This window comes from Rhodococcus sp. F64268 (assembly GCF_023015605.1).
Classification (GTDB): Bacteria; Actinomycetota; Actinomycetes; order Mycobacteriales; family Mycobacteriaceae; genus Rhodococcus.
Genome location: NZ_JALKAI010000004.1, coordinates 808,046 through 824,928 on the forward strand (window position 1 = coordinate 808,046; position 16,883 = coordinate 824,928).

Annotated in this window: 15 protein-coding genes; 10 read left to right on the plus strand and 5 right to left on the minus strand. The window is 65.7% G+C overall.

The window, feature by feature from the left end; all coding sequences use genetic code 11:
* Nucleotides 1–2 precede the first annotated feature (2 nt).
* A complete protein-coding gene (locus tag MWU77_RS14210; protein WP_247274025.1) occupies nucleotides 3–650 on the plus strand; it encodes a CoA transferase subunit B in 648 nt (215 codons plus the stop codon).
* 65 nt (nucleotides 651–715) lie between these two features.
* Here the strand turns inward: MWU77_RS14210 and MWU77_RS14215 are convergent, their stop codons facing one another.
* The 3 genes from MWU77_RS14215 to MWU77_RS14225 form a co-directional block, all read right to left on the minus strand.
* Nucleotides 716–934: a helix-turn-helix transcriptional regulator gene (locus tag MWU77_RS14215; RefSeq protein ID WP_169690790.1), complete on the minus strand. Its 219-nt coding sequence runs from the start codon at nucleotides 932–934 to the stop codon at nucleotides 716–718.
* A complete protein-coding gene (locus MWU77_RS14220) occupies nucleotides 934–1,566 on the minus strand; it encodes a hypothetical protein (RefSeq protein WP_247274026.1) in 633 nt (210 codons plus the stop codon). Before MWU77_RS14220 ends, MWU77_RS14215 begins: the two co-directional genes overlap by 1 nt.
* A 185-nt stretch (nucleotides 1,567–1,751) precedes the next feature.
* On the minus strand, nucleotides 1,752–2,480 hold the full coding sequence (locus tag MWU77_RS14225) for an MOSC domain-containing protein (protein ID WP_169690792.1): 729 nt from the start codon (nucleotides 2,478–2,480) through the stop codon (nucleotides 1,752–1,754).
* 58 nt (nucleotides 2,481–2,538) lie between these two features.
* Here MWU77_RS14225 and MWU77_RS14230 point away from each other — a divergent pair, with 58 nt between their 5' ends.
* Both MWU77_RS14230 and MWU77_RS14235 read left to right on the plus strand, forming a co-directional pair.
* Nucleotides 2,539–3,537: an LLM class F420-dependent oxidoreductase gene (locus MWU77_RS14230; protein ID WP_247274027.1), complete on the plus strand. Its 999-nt coding sequence runs from the start codon at nucleotides 2,539–2,541 to the stop codon at nucleotides 3,535–3,537.
* A 90-nt stretch (nucleotides 3,538–3,627) separates the two neighbouring features.
* Nucleotides 3,628–4,524 carry an alpha/beta fold hydrolase gene (locus MWU77_RS14235; RefSeq protein ID WP_169690794.1) on the plus strand — a complete coding sequence of 299 codons (897 nt, stop codon included), beginning with the start codon at nucleotides 3,628–3,630 and terminating at the stop codon, nucleotides 4,522–4,524.
* Between the two features lie 15 nt (nucleotides 4,525–4,539).
* Here the strand turns inward: MWU77_RS14235 and MWU77_RS14240 are convergent, their stop codons facing one another.
* On the minus strand, nucleotides 4,540–5,721 hold the full coding sequence (locus MWU77_RS14240) for an MFS transporter (protein WP_247274028.1): 1,182 nt from the start codon (nucleotides 5,719–5,721) through the stop codon (nucleotides 4,540–4,542).
* 159 nt (nucleotides 5,722–5,880) lie between these two features.
* Between MWU77_RS14240 and MWU77_RS14245 the strand changes: the two genes are divergently transcribed.
* Entirely contained in the window at nucleotides 5,881–7,242 is a 1,362-nt protein-coding gene (locus tag MWU77_RS14245; protein ID WP_247274132.1) for an amidase, read from the plus strand.
* A 12-nt stretch (nucleotides 7,243–7,254) separates the two neighbouring features.
* On the opposite strand, the gene MWU77_RS14250 is transcribed toward MWU77_RS14245, so the two are convergent.
* A complete protein-coding gene (locus MWU77_RS14250) occupies nucleotides 7,255–8,442 on the minus strand; it encodes a CaiB/BaiF CoA-transferase family protein (protein ID WP_247274029.1) in 1,188 nt (395 codons plus the stop codon).
* Nucleotides 8,443–8,726: 284 nt separating this feature from the next.
* On the opposite strand from MWU77_RS14250, the gene MWU77_RS14255 reads away from it, so the two are divergent.
* From MWU77_RS14255 to MWU77_RS14280, 6 genes are all read left to right on the plus strand, one after another.
* On the plus strand, nucleotides 8,727–10,346 hold the full coding sequence (locus MWU77_RS14255; protein ID WP_247274133.1) for a helix-turn-helix domain-containing protein: 1,620 nt from the start codon (nucleotides 8,727–8,729) through the stop codon (nucleotides 10,344–10,346).
* A gap of 163 nt (nucleotides 10,347–10,509) precedes the next feature.
* The gene (locus MWU77_RS14260; RefSeq protein WP_247274030.1) at nucleotides 10,510–11,949 is read left to right on the plus strand and encodes a uracil-xanthine permease family protein; all 1,440 of its coding nucleotides are present in this window, start codon (nucleotides 10,510–10,512) and stop codon (nucleotides 11,947–11,949) included.
* A gap of 87 nt (nucleotides 11,950–12,036) precedes the next feature.
* On the plus strand, nucleotides 12,037–12,951 hold the full coding sequence (locus MWU77_RS14265) for a xanthine dehydrogenase family protein subunit M (RefSeq protein WP_169690798.1): 915 nt from the start codon (nucleotides 12,037–12,039) through the stop codon (nucleotides 12,949–12,951).
* Nucleotides 12,948–13,622 (plus strand): (2Fe-2S)-binding protein, encoded by a 675-nt coding sequence (locus MWU77_RS14270; RefSeq protein ID WP_247274031.1) that lies wholly within the window; start codon nucleotides 12,948–12,950, stop codon nucleotides 13,620–13,622. Before MWU77_RS14265 ends, MWU77_RS14270 begins: the two co-directional genes overlap by 4 nt.
* The gene (gene cutA / locus MWU77_RS14275) at nucleotides 13,619–16,129 is read left to right on the plus strand and encodes an aerobic carbon-monoxide dehydrogenase large subunit (RefSeq protein WP_169690800.1); all 2,511 of its coding nucleotides are present in this window, start codon (nucleotides 13,619–13,621) and stop codon (nucleotides 16,127–16,129) included. Before MWU77_RS14270 ends, cutA begins: the two co-directional genes overlap by 4 nt.
* Nucleotides 16,126–16,806: a carbon monoxide dehydrogenase subunit G gene (locus tag MWU77_RS14280; RefSeq protein WP_169690801.1), complete on the plus strand. Its 681-nt coding sequence runs from the start codon at nucleotides 16,126–16,128 to the stop codon at nucleotides 16,804–16,806. Before cutA ends, MWU77_RS14280 begins: the two co-directional genes overlap by 4 nt.
* The last annotated feature ends 77 nt before the right edge of the window (nucleotides 16,807–16,883 follow it).

Consider the following 16,883-nt stretch of genomic DNA (forward strand, 5'->3'; position numbering starts at 1 on the left):
GCATGACTGCTGTTGTGGAGACGCTCGGCTGGTCGCGTACCGAGATGGCAGCGCGTGCCGCGCAGGAACTGTCTCCGGGTGAGTACGTCAACCTCGGTATCGGTTTGCCGACTCTGATCCCGAACTATCTGCCCGAGGGTGTGCGAGTGACGTTGCATTCGGAGAACGGCATCCTTGGCACGGGCCGGTATCCGACGGACGAGGAGATCGATCCTGATCTGATCAATGCCGGTAAGGAGACGGTGACGGTCAATCCGGGTGCGGCGTTCTTCGATTCGGCGTTGTCGTTCGGCATGATCCGTGGCGGCCACATCGATACCGCTGTGCTCGGTGGCATGGAGGTCTCGCAGACCGGTGATCTGGCGAACTGGATGGTGCCGGGCAAGATGGTCAAGGGTATGGGCGGTGCGATGGATCTGGTGCACGGTGCCCGCAAGGTGATCGTGTTGATGGAGCACACCGACAAGCAGGGCAACCCGAAGATCGTGGAGAAGTGTTCGCTTCCGTTGACGGGTGAGGGTGTGGTGCAACGGATCATCACCAATCTTGCCGTCATCGATGTGACAGACAATGGTCTGGCCCTGCGTGAGTGCGCGCCGGGTGTGACCGAAGAGCAGGTCCGCGCAGCAACAGGAGCGCCCCTGGCTTGACAGCCGGACCACCAGCGATACCCGGGACCCACAAGGACCCGGGTATCGCTGTTTTTTGCAGACTCTCAGTCGACCGAGAGAATATCTCCCACAGAACAATTCAGAACTCGGCACAGTGCTGTCAGGGTGGAGAACCGGATGGCGCGAGCACGACCGTTCTTCAACACCGACAGGTTCACGACGCTCACCCCCACCTCGTCGGCCAACTGCGCCAACGTCATACCTCGGTCGGCCAGCAGTGTGTCGAGGTGGCAGCGGACGGCATGCTCTGTTTCGGGTGGCATCAGACGAGACCCTCGTTGTCGCGGGCCATCCGGCTTCCGATGCGCAGGGCGATGGCCACCGCCGAGAGAGCCATGCAGAACACGTAGCCGTACCAGAATTCAGGCCCGAGTTCTGCGAAGTCGAGCATCTCCCGAGCCTCCACATCCCGCAGCAGCATATTGGTGCCGAGAGTTCGGGGTATCTGAGGAACGAGGATCGCGGCGATTCCGGTGACGGACGCGATCCAGACGAGTCGAACCGCGAGGCGGTCGAACAACCGGCCCCGCACGAAGCGCGCAACCATCCACGTCAGCAGCGCCAGTATGGCCAGATAGCCGAGCGTCTGCAGTCCCTCTGCGCTGCGGAGGAATCCGACGGTGACGGGGGAGAGTGTGCCCGTCGATACCTCGATGGTCGAGGGTGACCCCAGTTGCATCCCGACGCCGTCGAGCGAGGTCAATGTCCGAGGCTCGTCGAACTCGACGCGGGCTGTGACGATCCCGGAGTTCAGTTCGTGGAGAAGTCGGGTGACGTAGGTGAAGAGGACGACGCCGCCGGTGAGGGCGAAGACCGCGATCGACGCCCACAGGTCGCGACGATCCTTCTTCGATGTGTCGGTCGGTGTGATCGGTCCGGTGTCGGTCGTGTCCATGTCGTCTCCCGCGCCTCGTGGGGTTCATATCGATTATCGATGCATCGATAATCGTTATACGCATCGATAAACGATATGTCCAGGGGTTCGGGTTCGGCGGTGTCCGGAACTTTCCTCCGATAGTCCGGGTTTCCGCAGGTCATCGACCCGTCGAAACCCGTGGAACCGGAGGAAAGTTGTCGGCGTCAGATTGTGTCGACCGGGTCGCCGCAGTGGATGGCCCCCGGCGCACTGACCTGGGCATACACGCCGACGCACGGTGCTTCCTTCCCACCCTCACGGGTCAGCACGCGATTGCGCGACATGACGGTTCGCAGCATCTCGCGTCGAGCCGGGATCTCTTGGTGATCGAGCGTCACCATCACGCACCGATCCGTGCGCTTGTTCGGTTCGATGACGACGTCACCGAGCGCGAGCTGAACACCTAACCAGTCGTTCTCCACGAACCCGTCCATGCCCTCGGTGTCGACGACGATCGTCGGCCGGAACCGGCGAACCGCAACCTCGATCGGATCGCCTGTGTCCAGCGCATTCACCGACGACGAGGTGACCACATGCAGGGGAGCGGCATCGTAGGAGCGGGTTCTGGCTTCGAGCCGCACCGGATGCCCGGTCAGATCCGACAACATCTCATCGACGCCCGGGTCGTCGCCTCTCATCACGATGCCGTCGGGGAACGTCAGCTCCAGCGATGCCGGGTCGCGCGGGTCGGTGTCGTCCGTCAGACGCGCACCGCACGTCAGCAGCACCCCGAATCGACGGAACTTCTTCGCAGTCGCCACGACTCCGGACTCGGCGTCGACGACCGCCCACACGTGATCGCCGCGAAGGCCGTCGGCTTCGATGGTCGCCGTTGTCAGCTGCTCGCCGCCGAACGACTTGACCGGATACCGCCACAACTGACCAATGCGCACAAATCCCCAGCATACGGATGCTGTGTGACCCGCGGGAACGTGCTCTAGGGTGACGGCCATGACGGATACCGAGCAAGCGAACGAAGCGACGGGGCGTGCCACACGACGGTGGGGGCTGACCGTTCCCCTCGACGGCATCCCCCTGGCCGATCAGCGGAGTCTCATCGAAGAACTTCCCGACCTCGGTTACACCGACGTGTGGTCGTCCGAAGCGAATGTGGCCGACGCTTTCACACCGCTCGCACTCGCAAGTGCGTGGGCGCCCACGTTGCGACTCGGTACCGCCATCGTTCCCGTCTACACCCGAGGCCCGGCCACACTCGCGATGTCGGCTGCGACCCTGGCTTCCGCTGCTCCGGGCCGGTTCGTGCTCGGCGTCGGTACATCGTCGAACGTGATCGTCGAGAAATGGAACGGCATCCCTTTCGACGAGCCCTACAAGCGCGCCCGCGACACACTGCGTTTCTTGAGGTCGGCATTGGCCGGTGACAAGGTGACCCAGCAATACGACACCTTCTCGGTCGACGGGTTCCGCGCCGGTATGGTCGCGGACCCCGTTCCGCCCGTGTTGCTCGCGGCACTGCGACCGGGGATGCTGCGGCTCGCCGGACGGGAAGCCGACGGGGCGATCGTCAACTGGTTGTCGGCGGACGACGTACGCACCGTCGCGCCGTACGTCCACGAAGGCGGTGAAGGTAAGGAGATCGTCGCCCGGATCTTCGTGCTACCCGGATACGACACCGATACCGCCCGTGCGATAGGCCGGCGCATGATCGCCGCATACATGAACGTGCCCGTCTACCGGGCGTTCCACGAATTCCTCGGACGGTCCGACGAGTTCGCAGGCATGTGGAGATTGTGGGCGGAAGGCGATCGTAAGGCCGCGCTCGACGCGATCCCGGACAGCGTCGTCGACGATCTCATCGTGCACGGGCATCCGGATGCATGCCGTGAGCACATCGAGCGGTACACGGAGGCGGGGGTGACGACGCCGGCGATCCTGCTCGTCGCGCCCGGCGATCCGACGCCGATGGTGAGGGCCCTCGCACCGCGCTGACGCCCTGCGGGTAGTCACGATCCGGTTGCGGCGGTTAACGGAAGGGAACGCGGAGACGAATAATCGGGCAGGTCGCTGCAAGGAGTGTTCATGCCCGATTCACCTTCCCGGTTCACCGTCGCGGCCGACGACGGTGTGCCGCTCGTCGCGTATGTGGATGGTCCGGCCGATGCCGCGCTCACTGTCGTGTTCGTCCACGGCCATTGCCAGGACTCGTCGTGCTGGGACGGTGTCGGAGACCGATTGGGTGCGCCCGGAATCCGGACCGTGAGCTACGACCAGCGTGGCCACGGCCGCTCCGGGATCGGCGACGTCGAGTCGTTCACCTTCGACCAGTTGGCGCGCGACCTCGACTCGGTGCTTCGTGCGCTGGTGCCGCGTGGTCCCGTGGTGCTGGCCGGATACTCGATGGGCGGCATGGTGTCGCTGGCCTATGCCCGGCTGCACCCCGGTTCGATCGGGGGCCGGATCGTCGGTTTTGCGTTGGTGTCGACTGCCGCCGGCGGGCTCGCCGAAAACGGTGTGGGCCGGTACCTGACGCATCCTGCTGCGTCTTTCCTGCACCGCGCAGTACTGCGCGCGCCACGAACCATGGAACGGTCGAAGCGCGCAGGCGGCGCGGTGTGCACGATGCTCGGGCGTCGCCGTCCGGCGGAATCGTGGCTTCGCATGCTCGGAATGGTGCTGGCGAACGAGACATCGGTCGTCACCTGGTCGCGGCTGCTGGCGGCGTTCGCGGTGCTCGACGAATTCGATGCGATCGGTGCGCTCACCGGCGTCCCCGTCGTGGTGGCGGCGGGAACGGCGGATCGGTTCGTGCCCATCACCCATTCGGAAATGATCGCCTCACACTTACCCGGAGCCGAGTTGGTCCGGATCCCCGGTGCGGGGCACCGCGTGCTCTCGGAGAGCGCGGGGGCGGTGGCCGGGGCTCTCGACAACCTGCTCGAGCGGGTTCGCAACGCTACACTCTCTGCCGCAGGTTGACGTGGGAGGACGACTTCACGTCCGTGCTTCGACGGGGGATCCCGTTGCGGCATGTATCCGCCCGATGGCCAGGCCCGCACACATCAACGCGGCAGCTGCGGCGAAGCACGCACCGAATCCCAGGTGCGGGGCAGCGAGCGAGATGACGAACGGCACCGCGAAACCGAGATAGATCAGGCAGTAGAAGACCGCCACGCTCTGCGCCAGCTCGTCGGCCGGAGCGATGTGCTCCACTGCGACGAGGCCTGAGATCAGCAGGATGCCGTAACCCGCGCCGAGCAGAACAGCTGCGGCGACGATCACCACAACCGACCACGGCCCGTCGGTGTATGCGGTACCGGCGCCCGCGGCGAATCCCAGTACGCCGATCCCGACCCCGATCCGCACCCCGAGACTCTCGTCATGTCGGGCTATGCGCCGCGCCAAGGGCTGGATCAATGCGCCGGTGAGCAGAGTGAGCGCGGCGATCGTGCCGGTGAATGCAATGGATACCTCGCTCACGGTGTCGGATACGAGCGGCGGAAGCGTCACGAAGGAGACCGTGGCACATCCGAACACCCACGGAGCCCACGGCACCACACCCCACCGGAACCGTGGGTTCGACAAGATGGACAATCGCCACGAACCCTGCACCGTGCGCGGCACGTGGCCATCGGGCACCGACCACACCAGCACCAGAGCCGCTGCCATGAGTGCGATGTGCACGACATAAGCCAGCAATTCGGGCGCGGGCAGCCATTGCGCGATGAGCCCGGCGAACAGCGCTCCGCAGCCGAAGCCTGCCGACAGCGATACCGCGGCGCGACGTGCGCCCACCCCCGCACCTGCGTCAGCGCTGAGCTCCTTCATCCAAGCGGTGCCCGCGCCGAACGCCATCCCCGACGCCAGGCCCGCGAGGACCCGGCCCAGATACAGCAACAGCGGTAACTCGGCGCCGAGAAGCAGTACCACCGACGACACGATGCTCACCGGGACCATCGCGAGGATCACCGGACGCCGGCCGATCCGATCGGCGACCCGGCCGAAGTACAACAGCGCGGGAATCAGTCCCAGGATGTAGGAGCCCAGCATGGCGGTGAACGACCCACTGCCCAGACCCAGATGCTCGCGGTAGACGAGCTGCATCGGAGCGAACTGATTGGCGCCCCAGCTCACCGCGAACACGGCGAACGACAGACGAGCCCACGGCACAAACATGGACCGATCCTGTCAGGTGTCTCCCCGCCCTGACGTATCAACTGTTCACAGTGCGACCTTCGCGATCCTGTGGACACTGGACGTTGGCGGTCCGGACCACCCGCACCTAGCGTTCACGTCCATCGGAACGAAGGAGGATGCGTGGAGACGAGCGGTCGTGTGACGGCGGGTACCTGGGTCGGAGCGGACGCCCACACGATTGCCTGTGCAGTGCACCGGCGAGAGACCTCGGCACGTGCAGTCGTCGAGGAGCATCTCGCGCACATCGAGGACCGCAATCCGAGGCTGAACGCACTTGTCACCGTTGCCGCCGAGCAGGCCCGGCGCGACGCGGATGCGCTCGACGACCGGATCGCGCGCGGCGAGCGGACCGGACCGCTGTCCGGGGTCCCATTCACCGCGAAAGACCTGATCACCACGGCCGGGGTGTGCACCACGGCAGGGTCGCGCGCTCTCGCGCAGAATGTGCCCGGCGTCGACGCGCCGGCGGTTGCGGCGATGAAGGCAGCGGGGGCCATTCTGATCGGGAAGACCAACACCCCCGAGTTCGGTACGTCCGGTCTCACCGACAACGAGTTGTTCGGACCGACGGTGAATCCTTTGGGAACCGCTGATCTGCCGCGTTCCCCGGGCGGGTCGAGTGGCGGGGAAGCGGCAGCGATCGCCTCGGACATGAGCGTGCTCGGACTGGGTACGGATTTCGGTGGATCGGTACGGTGGCCCGCGCACTGCACAGGGCTGACCTCGATCCGCCCGACCGCAGGCCGGGTATCCGGGGACGGTCAGTACCCCGGTGTGCGGTCCGGCGATCATGTGCTGGCGAATCCCCACACGGTCCACGGGCTGCTCCAGACCATCGGCCCGATGGCGCGCAGCCTGAACGACGCCGCCCTCGTGCTGCGGACGGTGTCGGCGCCGCACGTCGCGTGGCTCGATCCGGCGACGGTCGACGTCGGCGAACTCGACATCACCTGGGCGCCGGGGGAGGGCACCGTGCCGGTCGTCGCAGACATCGTGGCGGCAGTGGAGGAGACGGCAGGCCGACTCCGTGCTCGTCGCTACCGTGGATCGGCGCTGAGCGAAGGCAACGCCCTGTTCGGGAGGTTGCGTGCGACGCAGACGCACACCGACATCACGGCCCTCGCATCTCCGGGCGAGTTCGGCGCATGTATCCAGGAGATATTGTCCGCCAAAGTATCTCCGCGCAGCATCGATGTCGAAGACCTGTGGGCTGCGCGTACCCGGCTCGTGCACCGGTTGCTCGCCGAGATGGGCGATCTGCTCGTGCTTCCGGTCGCGTCGATCGGTGCTCCCCTCCTCGGCCGTGACCGGTTCGACGTCGACGGTCGTTCCCTCACGTGGCAGGAGGCGCTGGCGAGCTGCCGCACGATCAGCGTCGCAGGCTTCCCGTCGGTGGTGGTGCCGGTGGGAAAGACGAGCGACGGCATGCCGATCGGTGTGCAGCTCGTCGCCCGCCCCTTCCGCGAGCACGTTGCGCTGGCAGCGGCAGCGACACTGTGAGCAGGCCCCGGATCAGATGACCCCGGATCGGTGCAGGGATTCGAGCTGGTCACCGGAGACCCCGAACTCGGCGAGCACCGCGTCGGTGTCTTGCCCCAGGGTCATCGGCGGGGCGTTCCGAATCGGCAGCGTTTCGGAATCGACCCAGAACGGTCCGCGAATCAGGGGCATTTCCTTACCGTCGGGCGTGGGCACGTTCTGAACCATGTTCAGTGCCTGCACTTGCGGATCTGCAAACGCCTGATCAACGGAATGAACGGGACCACAGGGTATTCCGGCTTCCCGCATGGTCGATACCCAGTCGGCTGCCGATCTGTGTGCCAGTAGTTCGAGCAGTTCCTTCGTGAGCCTGTCGCGGTGCTCGAGGCGGGATTTTCCGGTGGCGTACTCGGGGCGCGCCGCGAGATCGGGGTCGCCGAGTACCGAGCAGAGAGCTTCCCAATGCTTGTCGGAACCGGTTGCGATGATGATCGGATAGTCGGCGGTGTCGAAGCAGCCGTACGGGGTGATGGTCGGGTGGGTATTGCCGTTGGCTTCGGAAACCCTTCCCGTGCTGAGATAGTCCTGCGCCTGGAAGGTCATGATCGACAATGCCGATTCGATCAGTGAGGTCTGCACATGGTGGCCCTCGCCGTCGCGCGACCGAGCGACGAGCGCGGCTGTGATGCCCAGTGCCGCATAGATTCCCGACACCGTATCGATGATGGGTACGCCCACTCGCATGGGTGTGTTGTCACCGGCGCCGGTGACGGACATGAGTCCTGACATGCCCTGCGCGACCTGATCGAGGCCCGGCGCGAACTGGTCGGGTCCGGTGGGCCCGAAGCCGCTGACGCTCATCACGATCACGCCGGGGTTGTCTCGTCGAAGTGATTCCTGGTCGAGCCCCATCGCGGCAAGGACTCCGGGCCGGAAGTTCTCGACGACCACGTCGACGTCGGAAGCCATACGGCGCAGCAGTTCACGCCCTTCGTCGGATCGCATGTCGAGCGCCACAGAGCGTTTGCTCCGGTTGACCGATGCGAAGTACAGGCTGTCGGATCCGTCGAACGGAGGCCACTGGCGCGAACTGTCGCCCCCGCTGATGGATTCGACCTTGATGATGTCGGCGCCGAAGTCGGCGAGCAGTGATGTGCACAGGGGGCCGGCGAGGGCTCGGGACAGATCGAGAACGCGGACGCCGTGGAGTAGAGGCTTCATCGTCACGACGATGGTCGAGAGGGATGCCTCACCGCGACGGCGACAATGTACAAGTGGGTGCGTACGATTTCGGCGCAATCTGTGGCTGGTGTTCCGAAGGTCGGCATCTAACGTCGAGGATCGACCACGCTCTTGTCGGGTGTCGGTGTTGACGGCCCCGTCCCGGGGAATCTATGGTCATGGTCTCGCGCCCGGCGGGATGGACGACTGGCAGGTGAGCGGGTGTTGCTGTGATCGTGCGGAAGACGGATGCCTCCCAGAACGGCGACTCCGGCGCCCATCGGATGACCGTCGACCCCCCTTCGTTCACCGACGTCGTTGCATCGGGACTGCTGGTGGATCCGACGGTGATCGCGGGCGACCCGGCGACCGCACGCGACATCACCGCTGTCGCCGTGATGATGCTTCCGGAGATCGGGCCGTGGTTGCGTCCGAACCAGCTTCTCGTCACCTCGACCACGGTGCTCGCGCGCCTCGCAGGAACTATCGGCGATTTCACGGCGCGGTTGGGTCGGAACAAGATCGCAGGCCTCGTGGTTCGGCTCGAGGAAGGCTGTGAGCTTCCGGGCGGCATCGCGGATGATGTCGCCTTTCCGATCGTGACGACCTCCGATGACATCGTCGCCGGCCACGAGTTCGCTCAGGGCCTCGCAGAGATGGCGAAAACGCAGGTCGATTCCGTCCTGAGAGCCGATCATCTGCGCCGAGGACTCCTCGAGATCGTGATGGCGGGAGGGGGGTACAAGGCGCTGGCCGATGGTGTCGCGCAGAGCCTCGGCGGTGCGGTACTGATCACCACGCCGGACGGCCGCCAGACCTGCCGTGCCGGAGCCGACGCGGACTTCTGCTGGCTGGCATCGACTGCTGCCCTGGACTCGACGGGCCGGGTCCGCACGGATGCCCTCGACGGCGGGCTCGGGTTGCACCGCTTCGACGACGAGTACGTGGCGATCGCAGCGATCTCGGCGAACGGCATCGACCACGGCCGTCTCGTACTGTTCTGTCCGGGACGCACTCTCGCGAGTGAGGATCTGTACCTCGTCGAGCAGGCCGCGACGGTATGTGCGCTTGTGGTGAGCAGGGAACTGGCAGTCTCCGCAGTCGAGGAGAAACACCGCGCCAACTTCGTCCGCGACTTGTTGCGCGGGCGCGGTGGCGACCCCGAGCAGGTCATCGTGCACGCGCAGATGTTCGGCTGGAATCTCGACCGGAACATCGTGGTGGTCGCGGTCGAACCGGACGTCCTGGACGACGATGCGCCGACTGCGCCCGCACGCCTGCCTGTCCTCGAGCGGCAGGCGAGGGCGTTCGTCGGCGCTGTCGCCGGACGTGATCCAGGAGCGGCCGTGACCGCGCTCGCGACGGAGATCGTGATCGTCATGGGCGAAAGCAGCGACACCATGACGCTCGTCCACGAACTCGTTGCCCAGGTGCGCGGTGCCGGAGGCGGTGGCCGTCTGCCGTTCGGAGTGGGGGTCTCGCGGGCGGCGTCGTCGACGGCCGACCTGCCCGCGCTCTACAGTCAGGCCAGGACCGCGCTCGAGGTGGGGCGCAAGATAACCGGTGCGTGGGCCGTCACCCACTTCGACGATCTCGGTGTATATCGGCTGCTCAGTCTCGTCGAGGACACCGACGAACTCGAGTCGTTCGCGCGGGAGACGCTCAAAGACCTCACCGACGAGACCGCAGAGGCGCAGGACATGCGTCGCACCCTCGAAGTGTTGCTCGCGACGAACATCAACATCGCAGAAACCGCGCGCCAGTTACATTTTCATTACAACACGTTACGCTATCGGGTCGCGAAGCTCGAGAAGATGTTGGGCCCGTTCACCGCGCATCCCGAGCTGCGTCTCGACCTCTCGCTCGCCCTCAAGATCATCGCGATGCGCGGGATCAATTCCTGATATTGCCAATATCTGCCGTCTCGCACTGGCAGATTGTTCCCATCCTCGAACGTCCCCACTCAATTAACGTTTGCGCCTATCCGGGTGCATGTGTGAGCGGCAACACAACCGTAACAATCCACGTCGACTCTCTTGGCACCACACTCTGCCTGAAAGGTCCGCCATGGCCATATGGACGTTGCACGGAGACGGAAAGACCATCGAACCGGGAGGGGTGGTCGCACCGAACGAAAGGCTGAGCTGGGGCCGCACCATCGGGCTCGGCGGTCAGCACGTGGTGTCGATGTTCGGTGCGACCTTCGTCTTCCCGATCATCATGGGCCTCAATCCGCAGCTTGCGGTGATGCTTTCAGGGTTCTGTACGTTGTTCTTCCTACTCGTCGTCAAGGGCCGCATCCCCAGCTATCTCGGGACCTCGGCGGCGTTCGTCGGCGGCATCGCGGCGATCCACGCGCAGGGCGGCACCAGTGCGGAAGTGACGGGCGCGATCATGGTGTCGGGTCTGGTGCTCGCGGCGATCGGCGTCGCGATCCACTTCCTCGGCGGTTCGGTGGTGTTCAAGGTTCTGCCGCCGGTCGTCACCGGCGCGGTCGTCATGCTCATCGGATTCAATCTGGCTCCGGTCGTGGCGGGCACTTATTGGCCGCAGGATCAGTGGGTGGCGCTGATCGTCATGATCGTGCTCGTCATTTCCAGCGTCGTCCTCCGCGGTTTCCTCGGCCGGGTCGCGATCTTCCTGTCGTTGTTGTTCGGCTACGCGCTGTCGTGGGTGCTCGACCTGGTCACCGGACCGATCACCTCGTACGACGCGACTGCCGACGCGGTGACCGAGCACTTCCGGGTCAACTGGGACGGTGTCGCGTCGGCATCGTGGTTCGGGCTGCCGCCGTTCACCGACGAAGCGAACGGCATCGTCGGCATCCACGCGCCGTCGTTCAGCCTCACGTTCATCGTGCTCGTCCTGCCCGGGGTGATCGCCCTGATCGCGGAGAACGCCGGCCACGTCAAGGCCGTCGCGGAGATCACGAAGACCGACCTCGATCCGATGATGGGGCGCGCGCTCGCCGCGGACGGCCTCGCCACCGCCATGGCAACGGGCGTCGGCGGCTCGCCGACCACCACCTATGCGGAAAACATCGGTGTCATGGCAGCGACGAGGGTGTACTCGACCGCCGCCTACGCCGCGGCAGGCGTGATCGCGCTGCTGCTCGGGTTCTCCCCGAAGTTCGGTGCCGTCATCTCGGCGACACCGGGTGGAGTACTGGGCGGGATCACCGTCGTTCTCTACGGCATCATCGGCCTGCTCGGTGCCAAGATCTGGAAGGAGAACGGTGTGGACTTCGGTAATCCGATCAACCTCATGCCTGTCGCCGCGGGCCTGATCATCGCGATCGGCGACACGTCACTGCAGTTCACCGACACCTTCTCGCTAAGCGGCATCGCGCTCGGCACCATCGTCGTCATCGTGCTCTACCACGTGTGCCGCGCGATCGCGCCGAAGGACAACTCCGATGACACCGATGACGGTATGGGCCTGCATCGCGAACCGGACGCAGATCCGGACGGCGGCACCGCGAGGAGCCGAGTCGAACAGCCGGCGTGACCACTATTACTTTTGACAGAGCGAGAGCGTGAGCGTTGTCACTTCTTCACGACACGCCGATCACACGATGCGGGCAGGATCTACAGAATGAAACCGTCGCCACTCACTTATCACCGGCCCCGGTCGATCGACGAGGCCTGCGAAATCCTTGCGCGGGTTGCCCCTGAGGGCAAGGTGCTCGCCGGTGGTCAGTCGCTGGTTCCGCTGCTGTCGATGCGGCTGGCCGCGCCCGCACACGTCGTGGACATCGGGTCCATACCGCGCTTCGCCGCGGTGACGGCTTCGCCGGAGCTCGGTGTCACCTTCGACGCCCTGGCGACACACAGCGTGCTCGAAGCCGACCCGGGGGCGGCGGCAGTGCAGCCGCTCCTCGGCCGTGCGCTGCGCCTGGTTGCGCACCCGACCATCCGTAACCGCGGCACCACGGTGGGGTCCATCGTCCACGCCGATCCTTCCGCGGAGATGCCGGCCGTGCTGGCGTTGCTGGGTGGCACACTCACGGCACGATCGGTGCGCGGGGTCCGGGAGATCAAGGCCGACGCCCTGTTCGCCGGTCCGCTCGAATCGACTCTCGAGCCCGACGAGATCGCGACAAGCGTCACGGTGCCACCTGCCCGCCCCGGCGTCGGCACCGCGATCGACGAGATCGCCCGCCGCCACGGCGATTACGCCCTCGTTGGGGTGGTGGCACAGGTGGAGATCCAAGACGGCCTCGTCGTGGGGGCTCGGATGACCTATGTGTCGGCGGGGGAACTCGGACAGGTTGTCGACTACAGCGACACCCTGCGCGGAGCATCGGCAACGGACGACCGCGATCCCCAGTGGCAGCAACTCGCGGAGGTCGCACGCGAGACCGTCGAGACCGACGCCGATATCCACGCGACCGCCCGCTACCGGTCGCAGCTGGTCGCGGCACTGACCGCACGAGTCGGCTTCGCCGCCGCGCAGGACGCCGCACACGACGGGATCAGAATGCCGATGCCGACAGGAGGAATGTCATGACGAGCACGATGCCGCGTGGAAGCCGAGGCCGCGCGCCGGAACGCACACTCGACGAACAGGTGAGCGAGCTGGAGGCCGAGACCGGCGAACAACATGTCGCTGTGACGTTCACGCTGAACTCGGTGACACAGACGGTCGTGCTGCCGTCGCGGACGCTCGCCTCCGACGCGATCCGGCACCATCTGCGCCAGACCGGCACCCACGTCGGATGCGAGCACGGCGTGTGCGGAGCGTGCACGGTCCTGCTCGACGGCAAGCCCGTGCGCTCGTGCCTCGTGTTCGCGGCGAGCCTCGAAGGCCGTTCGGTGACGACGGTCGAAGGACTCGTCGAACCCGCCGGCACGCTGCACCCCGTGCAACAGGCGTTCATCGACTGCCACGGCCTGCAATGCGGCTTCTGCACACCGGGTTTCGTCACCACCATCGCCGCGTACCTCGAGGAGAATCCCTCGCCCTCCCGGGAAGAGGCGACCGAGGCGATCGCGGGCAACCTCTGCCGGTGCACGGGATACCAGAATATTCGGGCAGCGGTGCTACGCGCCGCGGAGATCACCAGGGAACGCGCAGGCGGCTCACCGCTCGGACCGGACGACGACGCGGCGCGCGCGTCACTCGACGACAAGGTCCGCGGCACCACCGGCCCCGTAGGCGGAAAGGCAGGACGAGCATGACGAGCACCACCGACGCTTCGACCGGCACGGCCCCGGACCTGGCGCCGCACGGCGTCGACAGTGTCGGGGAGTCGGGTAGGTTGTTCGGCACCCCGATCCCGCGCAGTGAGGACCGCCGACTGCTCAGTGGCGAGGGCAGGTACCTCGACGATCTGGGGCGAGGCGCCCTCATCGCAGCGTTCGTCAGGTCACCGCACGCCCATGCCCGTATCACCGACATCGACATCGATGCCGCCCTCGAGGTGCCCGGGGTGCACGCGATCTACACATACGACGATCTCGTCGACGACGGACCACAGATGGCGGAGAATCTGCCGCTGCTGATTCCGCATCCGGCGATCACCGCCCCTCGCAACGGGTATCCGCTCGCGAAGGACGAAGTCAATCATGTCGGCGAAGCCATCGCGATGGTGGTCGCCGACAACCGATACATCGCCGAGGACGCGTGCGCCCTCATCGACGTCACCTACGAGACTCTGCCCGAGGTAGTGGGCATCGACGTGTCCCGCCGCGCCGAGCGCAGCGTCCACCCCGATGTGCCCGACAACGTCGCCGCACACCTGCAACACGGATTCGGCGACGTCGACGCAGAACTCGCAGCCGCACCGCACCGTCTGACGCTGAACCTCGAGATCGAGCGATCGGCCTCGATGCCGATGGAAGGCAAAGGTGTCTACGCGCGCTGGGACGACGACGAGAAGGCCCTGACCTTCTGGACTTCCACACAGACTTCGACTTCCGCCCGCGCCGCGATCGCCGCGCGGCTCGGCATGGCGCACAACAAGGTGCATTGCATCGCCCCCGACGTCGGCGGCGGCTTCGGTGTGAAGATCGTGCACCCGTGGCCCGAAGAGGTGATGGTGACGTGGGCTGCTCGCAGGCTCGGCCAGGCAGGCATCTCCAACGAGGTGAAATGGGTCGAAGACCGTCGTGAACACTTCATCTCGAGCGCGCACGAGCGCGGACAGCTGCACGAGGTGACCGTCGGGTTCGATGACGAGGGACGGCTCTTGGCCTTCGATTTTTCCATCTGGCACGACAACGGTGCCTACCTCCCGTACGGCATCATCGTCATCCTCAACACCTCCACTCAGGTTCTCGGCCCGTACAAGCCGAAATCGTTCCGGGTGGATGCCTATTCGCTGTACACCAACACCGTCATCGTCACTCCCTATCGAGGTGCGGGCCGGCCACAGGGTGTGTTCGCGATGGAACGATCGATGGATGCGATCGCGAAATACCTGGGCAAGGACGTCATCGCGGTGCGGGAGGCCAACCTCATCCGACCCGAGGAGATGCCGTACGACTTCCATCTCACCTTCCAGGACGGCCGCCCGCTCATCTACGACACCGGCAACTACCAGGCCGGCATCGACAAACTCAAGGAACTCATCGACTGGGACGGCTTCGCCGAGTACAAGTTGAAGGCGAAGGCCGAAGGACGCACCGTCGGAATCGGTATCGGCGCCTACGTCGAAGGAACCGGCCCCGGGCCGTACGAGGGCGCGCATGTGCTCGTCGAGACGTCGGGCAAGGTGAAGGCTGCGACCGGCCTGACCACCCAAGGCCAGGGCCACCAGACGTCGTTCGCGCAGATCGTCGCCGACGATCTCGGCGTTGCCGTGTCGGATGTCGAGATCGTGACCGGTGACACTCGCAGGTTCGGATATGCGGTAGGCACGTTCGCGTCGCGCGGCGCGGTGATGTCCGGTTCGGCGTTCCACGTTGCGGCGCAGATGGTTGCCGAGAAGGCGAAGAAGATCGCCGCCGAGCACTTGCACATCGACCCGGCGAAACTCGAGTTGCGCGGCGGGCACGTGTGCGTCCTCGGCACCGAACCCGGGGCGGAGGGCACATCGATCCCGCTCGGAGTGGTCGCGGTGCTGTCCAATCCGTTGCGTTACGCGTTCGACGACGCTTCCCGGCAGGCAACAGGTTTCGCCAAGGCCGATACCGACATGACGGTGCCTCCCGTCCGCGAAGGAGAGCAGCCCGGACTCGAGGCCACCGGGTACTATTCGCCGCCCACCTCGACGTTCGCGTCGGGTATACATGCGGCGATCGTCGAAACCGACCCCGTCACCGCGGAGATCCATGTGCGGAAGTATGCGGTGGTACACGACTGCGGCAACGTGATCAACCCACGGATCGTCGAAGGTCAGGTGATCGGCGCAGTGGCCCAGGGAATCGGCGGCGCACTGTACGAGCGGATCGTCTACGACGAGCACGGCCAGATGCTCAACGCGTCCTACATGGACTTCCTGATGCCGTTCGTCACCGAGATGCCCGACTCCCTCGAGATGGATCACACGGTGACTCCGTCCGCACTCAACCCCCTCGGGATGAAGGGCGCGGGGGAAGCGGGCGTGATCCCGACGTCGGCCGTCATCGCCGCCGCGATCGAGGATGCGGAGGGCATCCCGATCACGTCCATGCCGATTTCCCCCTCGGAGTTGTTCGAGCTGCGTCTGATTCACGCGGCAACCCGGAGCAAGGAGAACGAATGAGAATCGCCGGTACCGCGCAACTGTTGGCACCGCCGGAGGTCGTGTACGACAGCCTGCAGGACGGCCGTGTTCTCGCGGCCACCATCCCCGGTGTGCAGTCGCTCGAACAGGTCAGCGACAACCACTACAAGCTGTCCATCACCGCGGGGGTGGCGTCGATCAAGGGCACCTACGACGGTGAAGTCGTTCTGTCCCAGCAGAACAGGCCCGACTCGTTCGTGATGACCGCATCGGGTTCGGGTGCGCCGGGAACGGTCAAGGCCGATGTGACGGTCAGACTCGAAGAGCGCGACGGCGGCACCGTCCTGAGTTACGACGCCGATGCAGTGGTGGGCGGCATGGTCGGTGGCGTGGGCCAGCGGATGATCACCGGTGTCGCGAAGAAGATGGCGGGGGTGTTTTTCAACGGCATCGACGGAGTGATCGCCAACGGCATCCCGGAACCCGCAGCGGGCGGATCCGTTGCCGATACCGCGCCCGCCGGAACCGTGAGCGCAGGCGCCGAGAGCGTAGGAGCGGCGGTTGCCGCGGCCGGGGGCGCCCCGATGCCGGTGGCTGCCGCGTCGCAGCACACGGACGCCGGTACGCCGGTTGCCACTGTCCTGGTCTCGGCCGCGGTGGGTGCGGGTATCGCGCTCGCCGGTGTCGTGCTGGGCGGGATTCTCGCCCGAAGGTAGGGCTGTGCGACACGAACGGAAAACGGCACCCCGGGCCCGCTGGCCCGGGGTGCCGTCGTCTGTACAGCGGCCGATGC

Coding starts and splice junctions, on each gene's coding strand:
- MWU77_RS14210 (WP_247274025.1), top strand. CDS start 3: ATGACTGCTGTTGTGGAGACGCTCGGCTGGTCGCGTACCGAGATGGCA.
- MWU77_RS14220 (WP_247274026.1), bottom strand. CDS start 1,566: ATGGACACGACCGACACCGGACCGATCACACCGACCGACACATCGAAG.
- MWU77_RS14265 (WP_169690798.1), top strand. CDS start 12,037: ATGAAACCGTCGCCACTCACTTATCACCGGCCCCGGTCGATCGACGAG.
- MWU77_RS14250 (WP_247274029.1), bottom strand. CDS start 8,442: ATGAAGCCTCTACTCCACGGCGTCCGCGTTCTCGATCTGTCCCGAGCC.
- MWU77_RS14270 (WP_247274031.1), top strand. CDS start 12,948: ATGACGAGCACGATGCCGCGTGGAAGCCGAGGCCGCGCGCCGGAACGC.
- MWU77_RS14235 (WP_169690794.1), top strand. CDS start 3,628: ATGCCCGATTCACCTTCCCGGTTCACCGTCGCGGCCGACGACGGTGTG.
- MWU77_RS14240 (WP_247274028.1), bottom strand. CDS start 5,721: ATGTTTGTGCCGTGGGCTCGTCTGTCGTTCGCCGTGTTCGCGGTGAGC.
- MWU77_RS14215 (WP_169690790.1), bottom strand. CDS start 934: ATGCCACCCGAAACAGAGCATGCCGTCCGCTGCCACCTCGACACACTG.
- cutA (WP_169690800.1), top strand. CDS start 13,619: ATGACGAGCACCACCGACGCTTCGACCGGCACGGCCCCGGACCTGGCG.
- MWU77_RS14260 (WP_247274030.1), top strand. CDS start 10,510: ATGGCCATATGGACGTTGCACGGAGACGGAAAGACCATCGAACCGGGA.
- MWU77_RS14255 (WP_247274133.1), top strand. CDS start 8,727: ATGACCGTCGACCCCCCTTCGTTCACCGACGTCGTTGCATCGGGACTG.
- MWU77_RS14280 (WP_169690801.1), top strand. CDS start 16,126: ATGAGAATCGCCGGTACCGCGCAACTGTTGGCACCGCCGGAGGTCGTG.
- MWU77_RS14230 (WP_247274027.1), top strand. CDS start 2,539: ATGACGGATACCGAGCAAGCGAACGAAGCGACGGGGCGTGCCACACGA.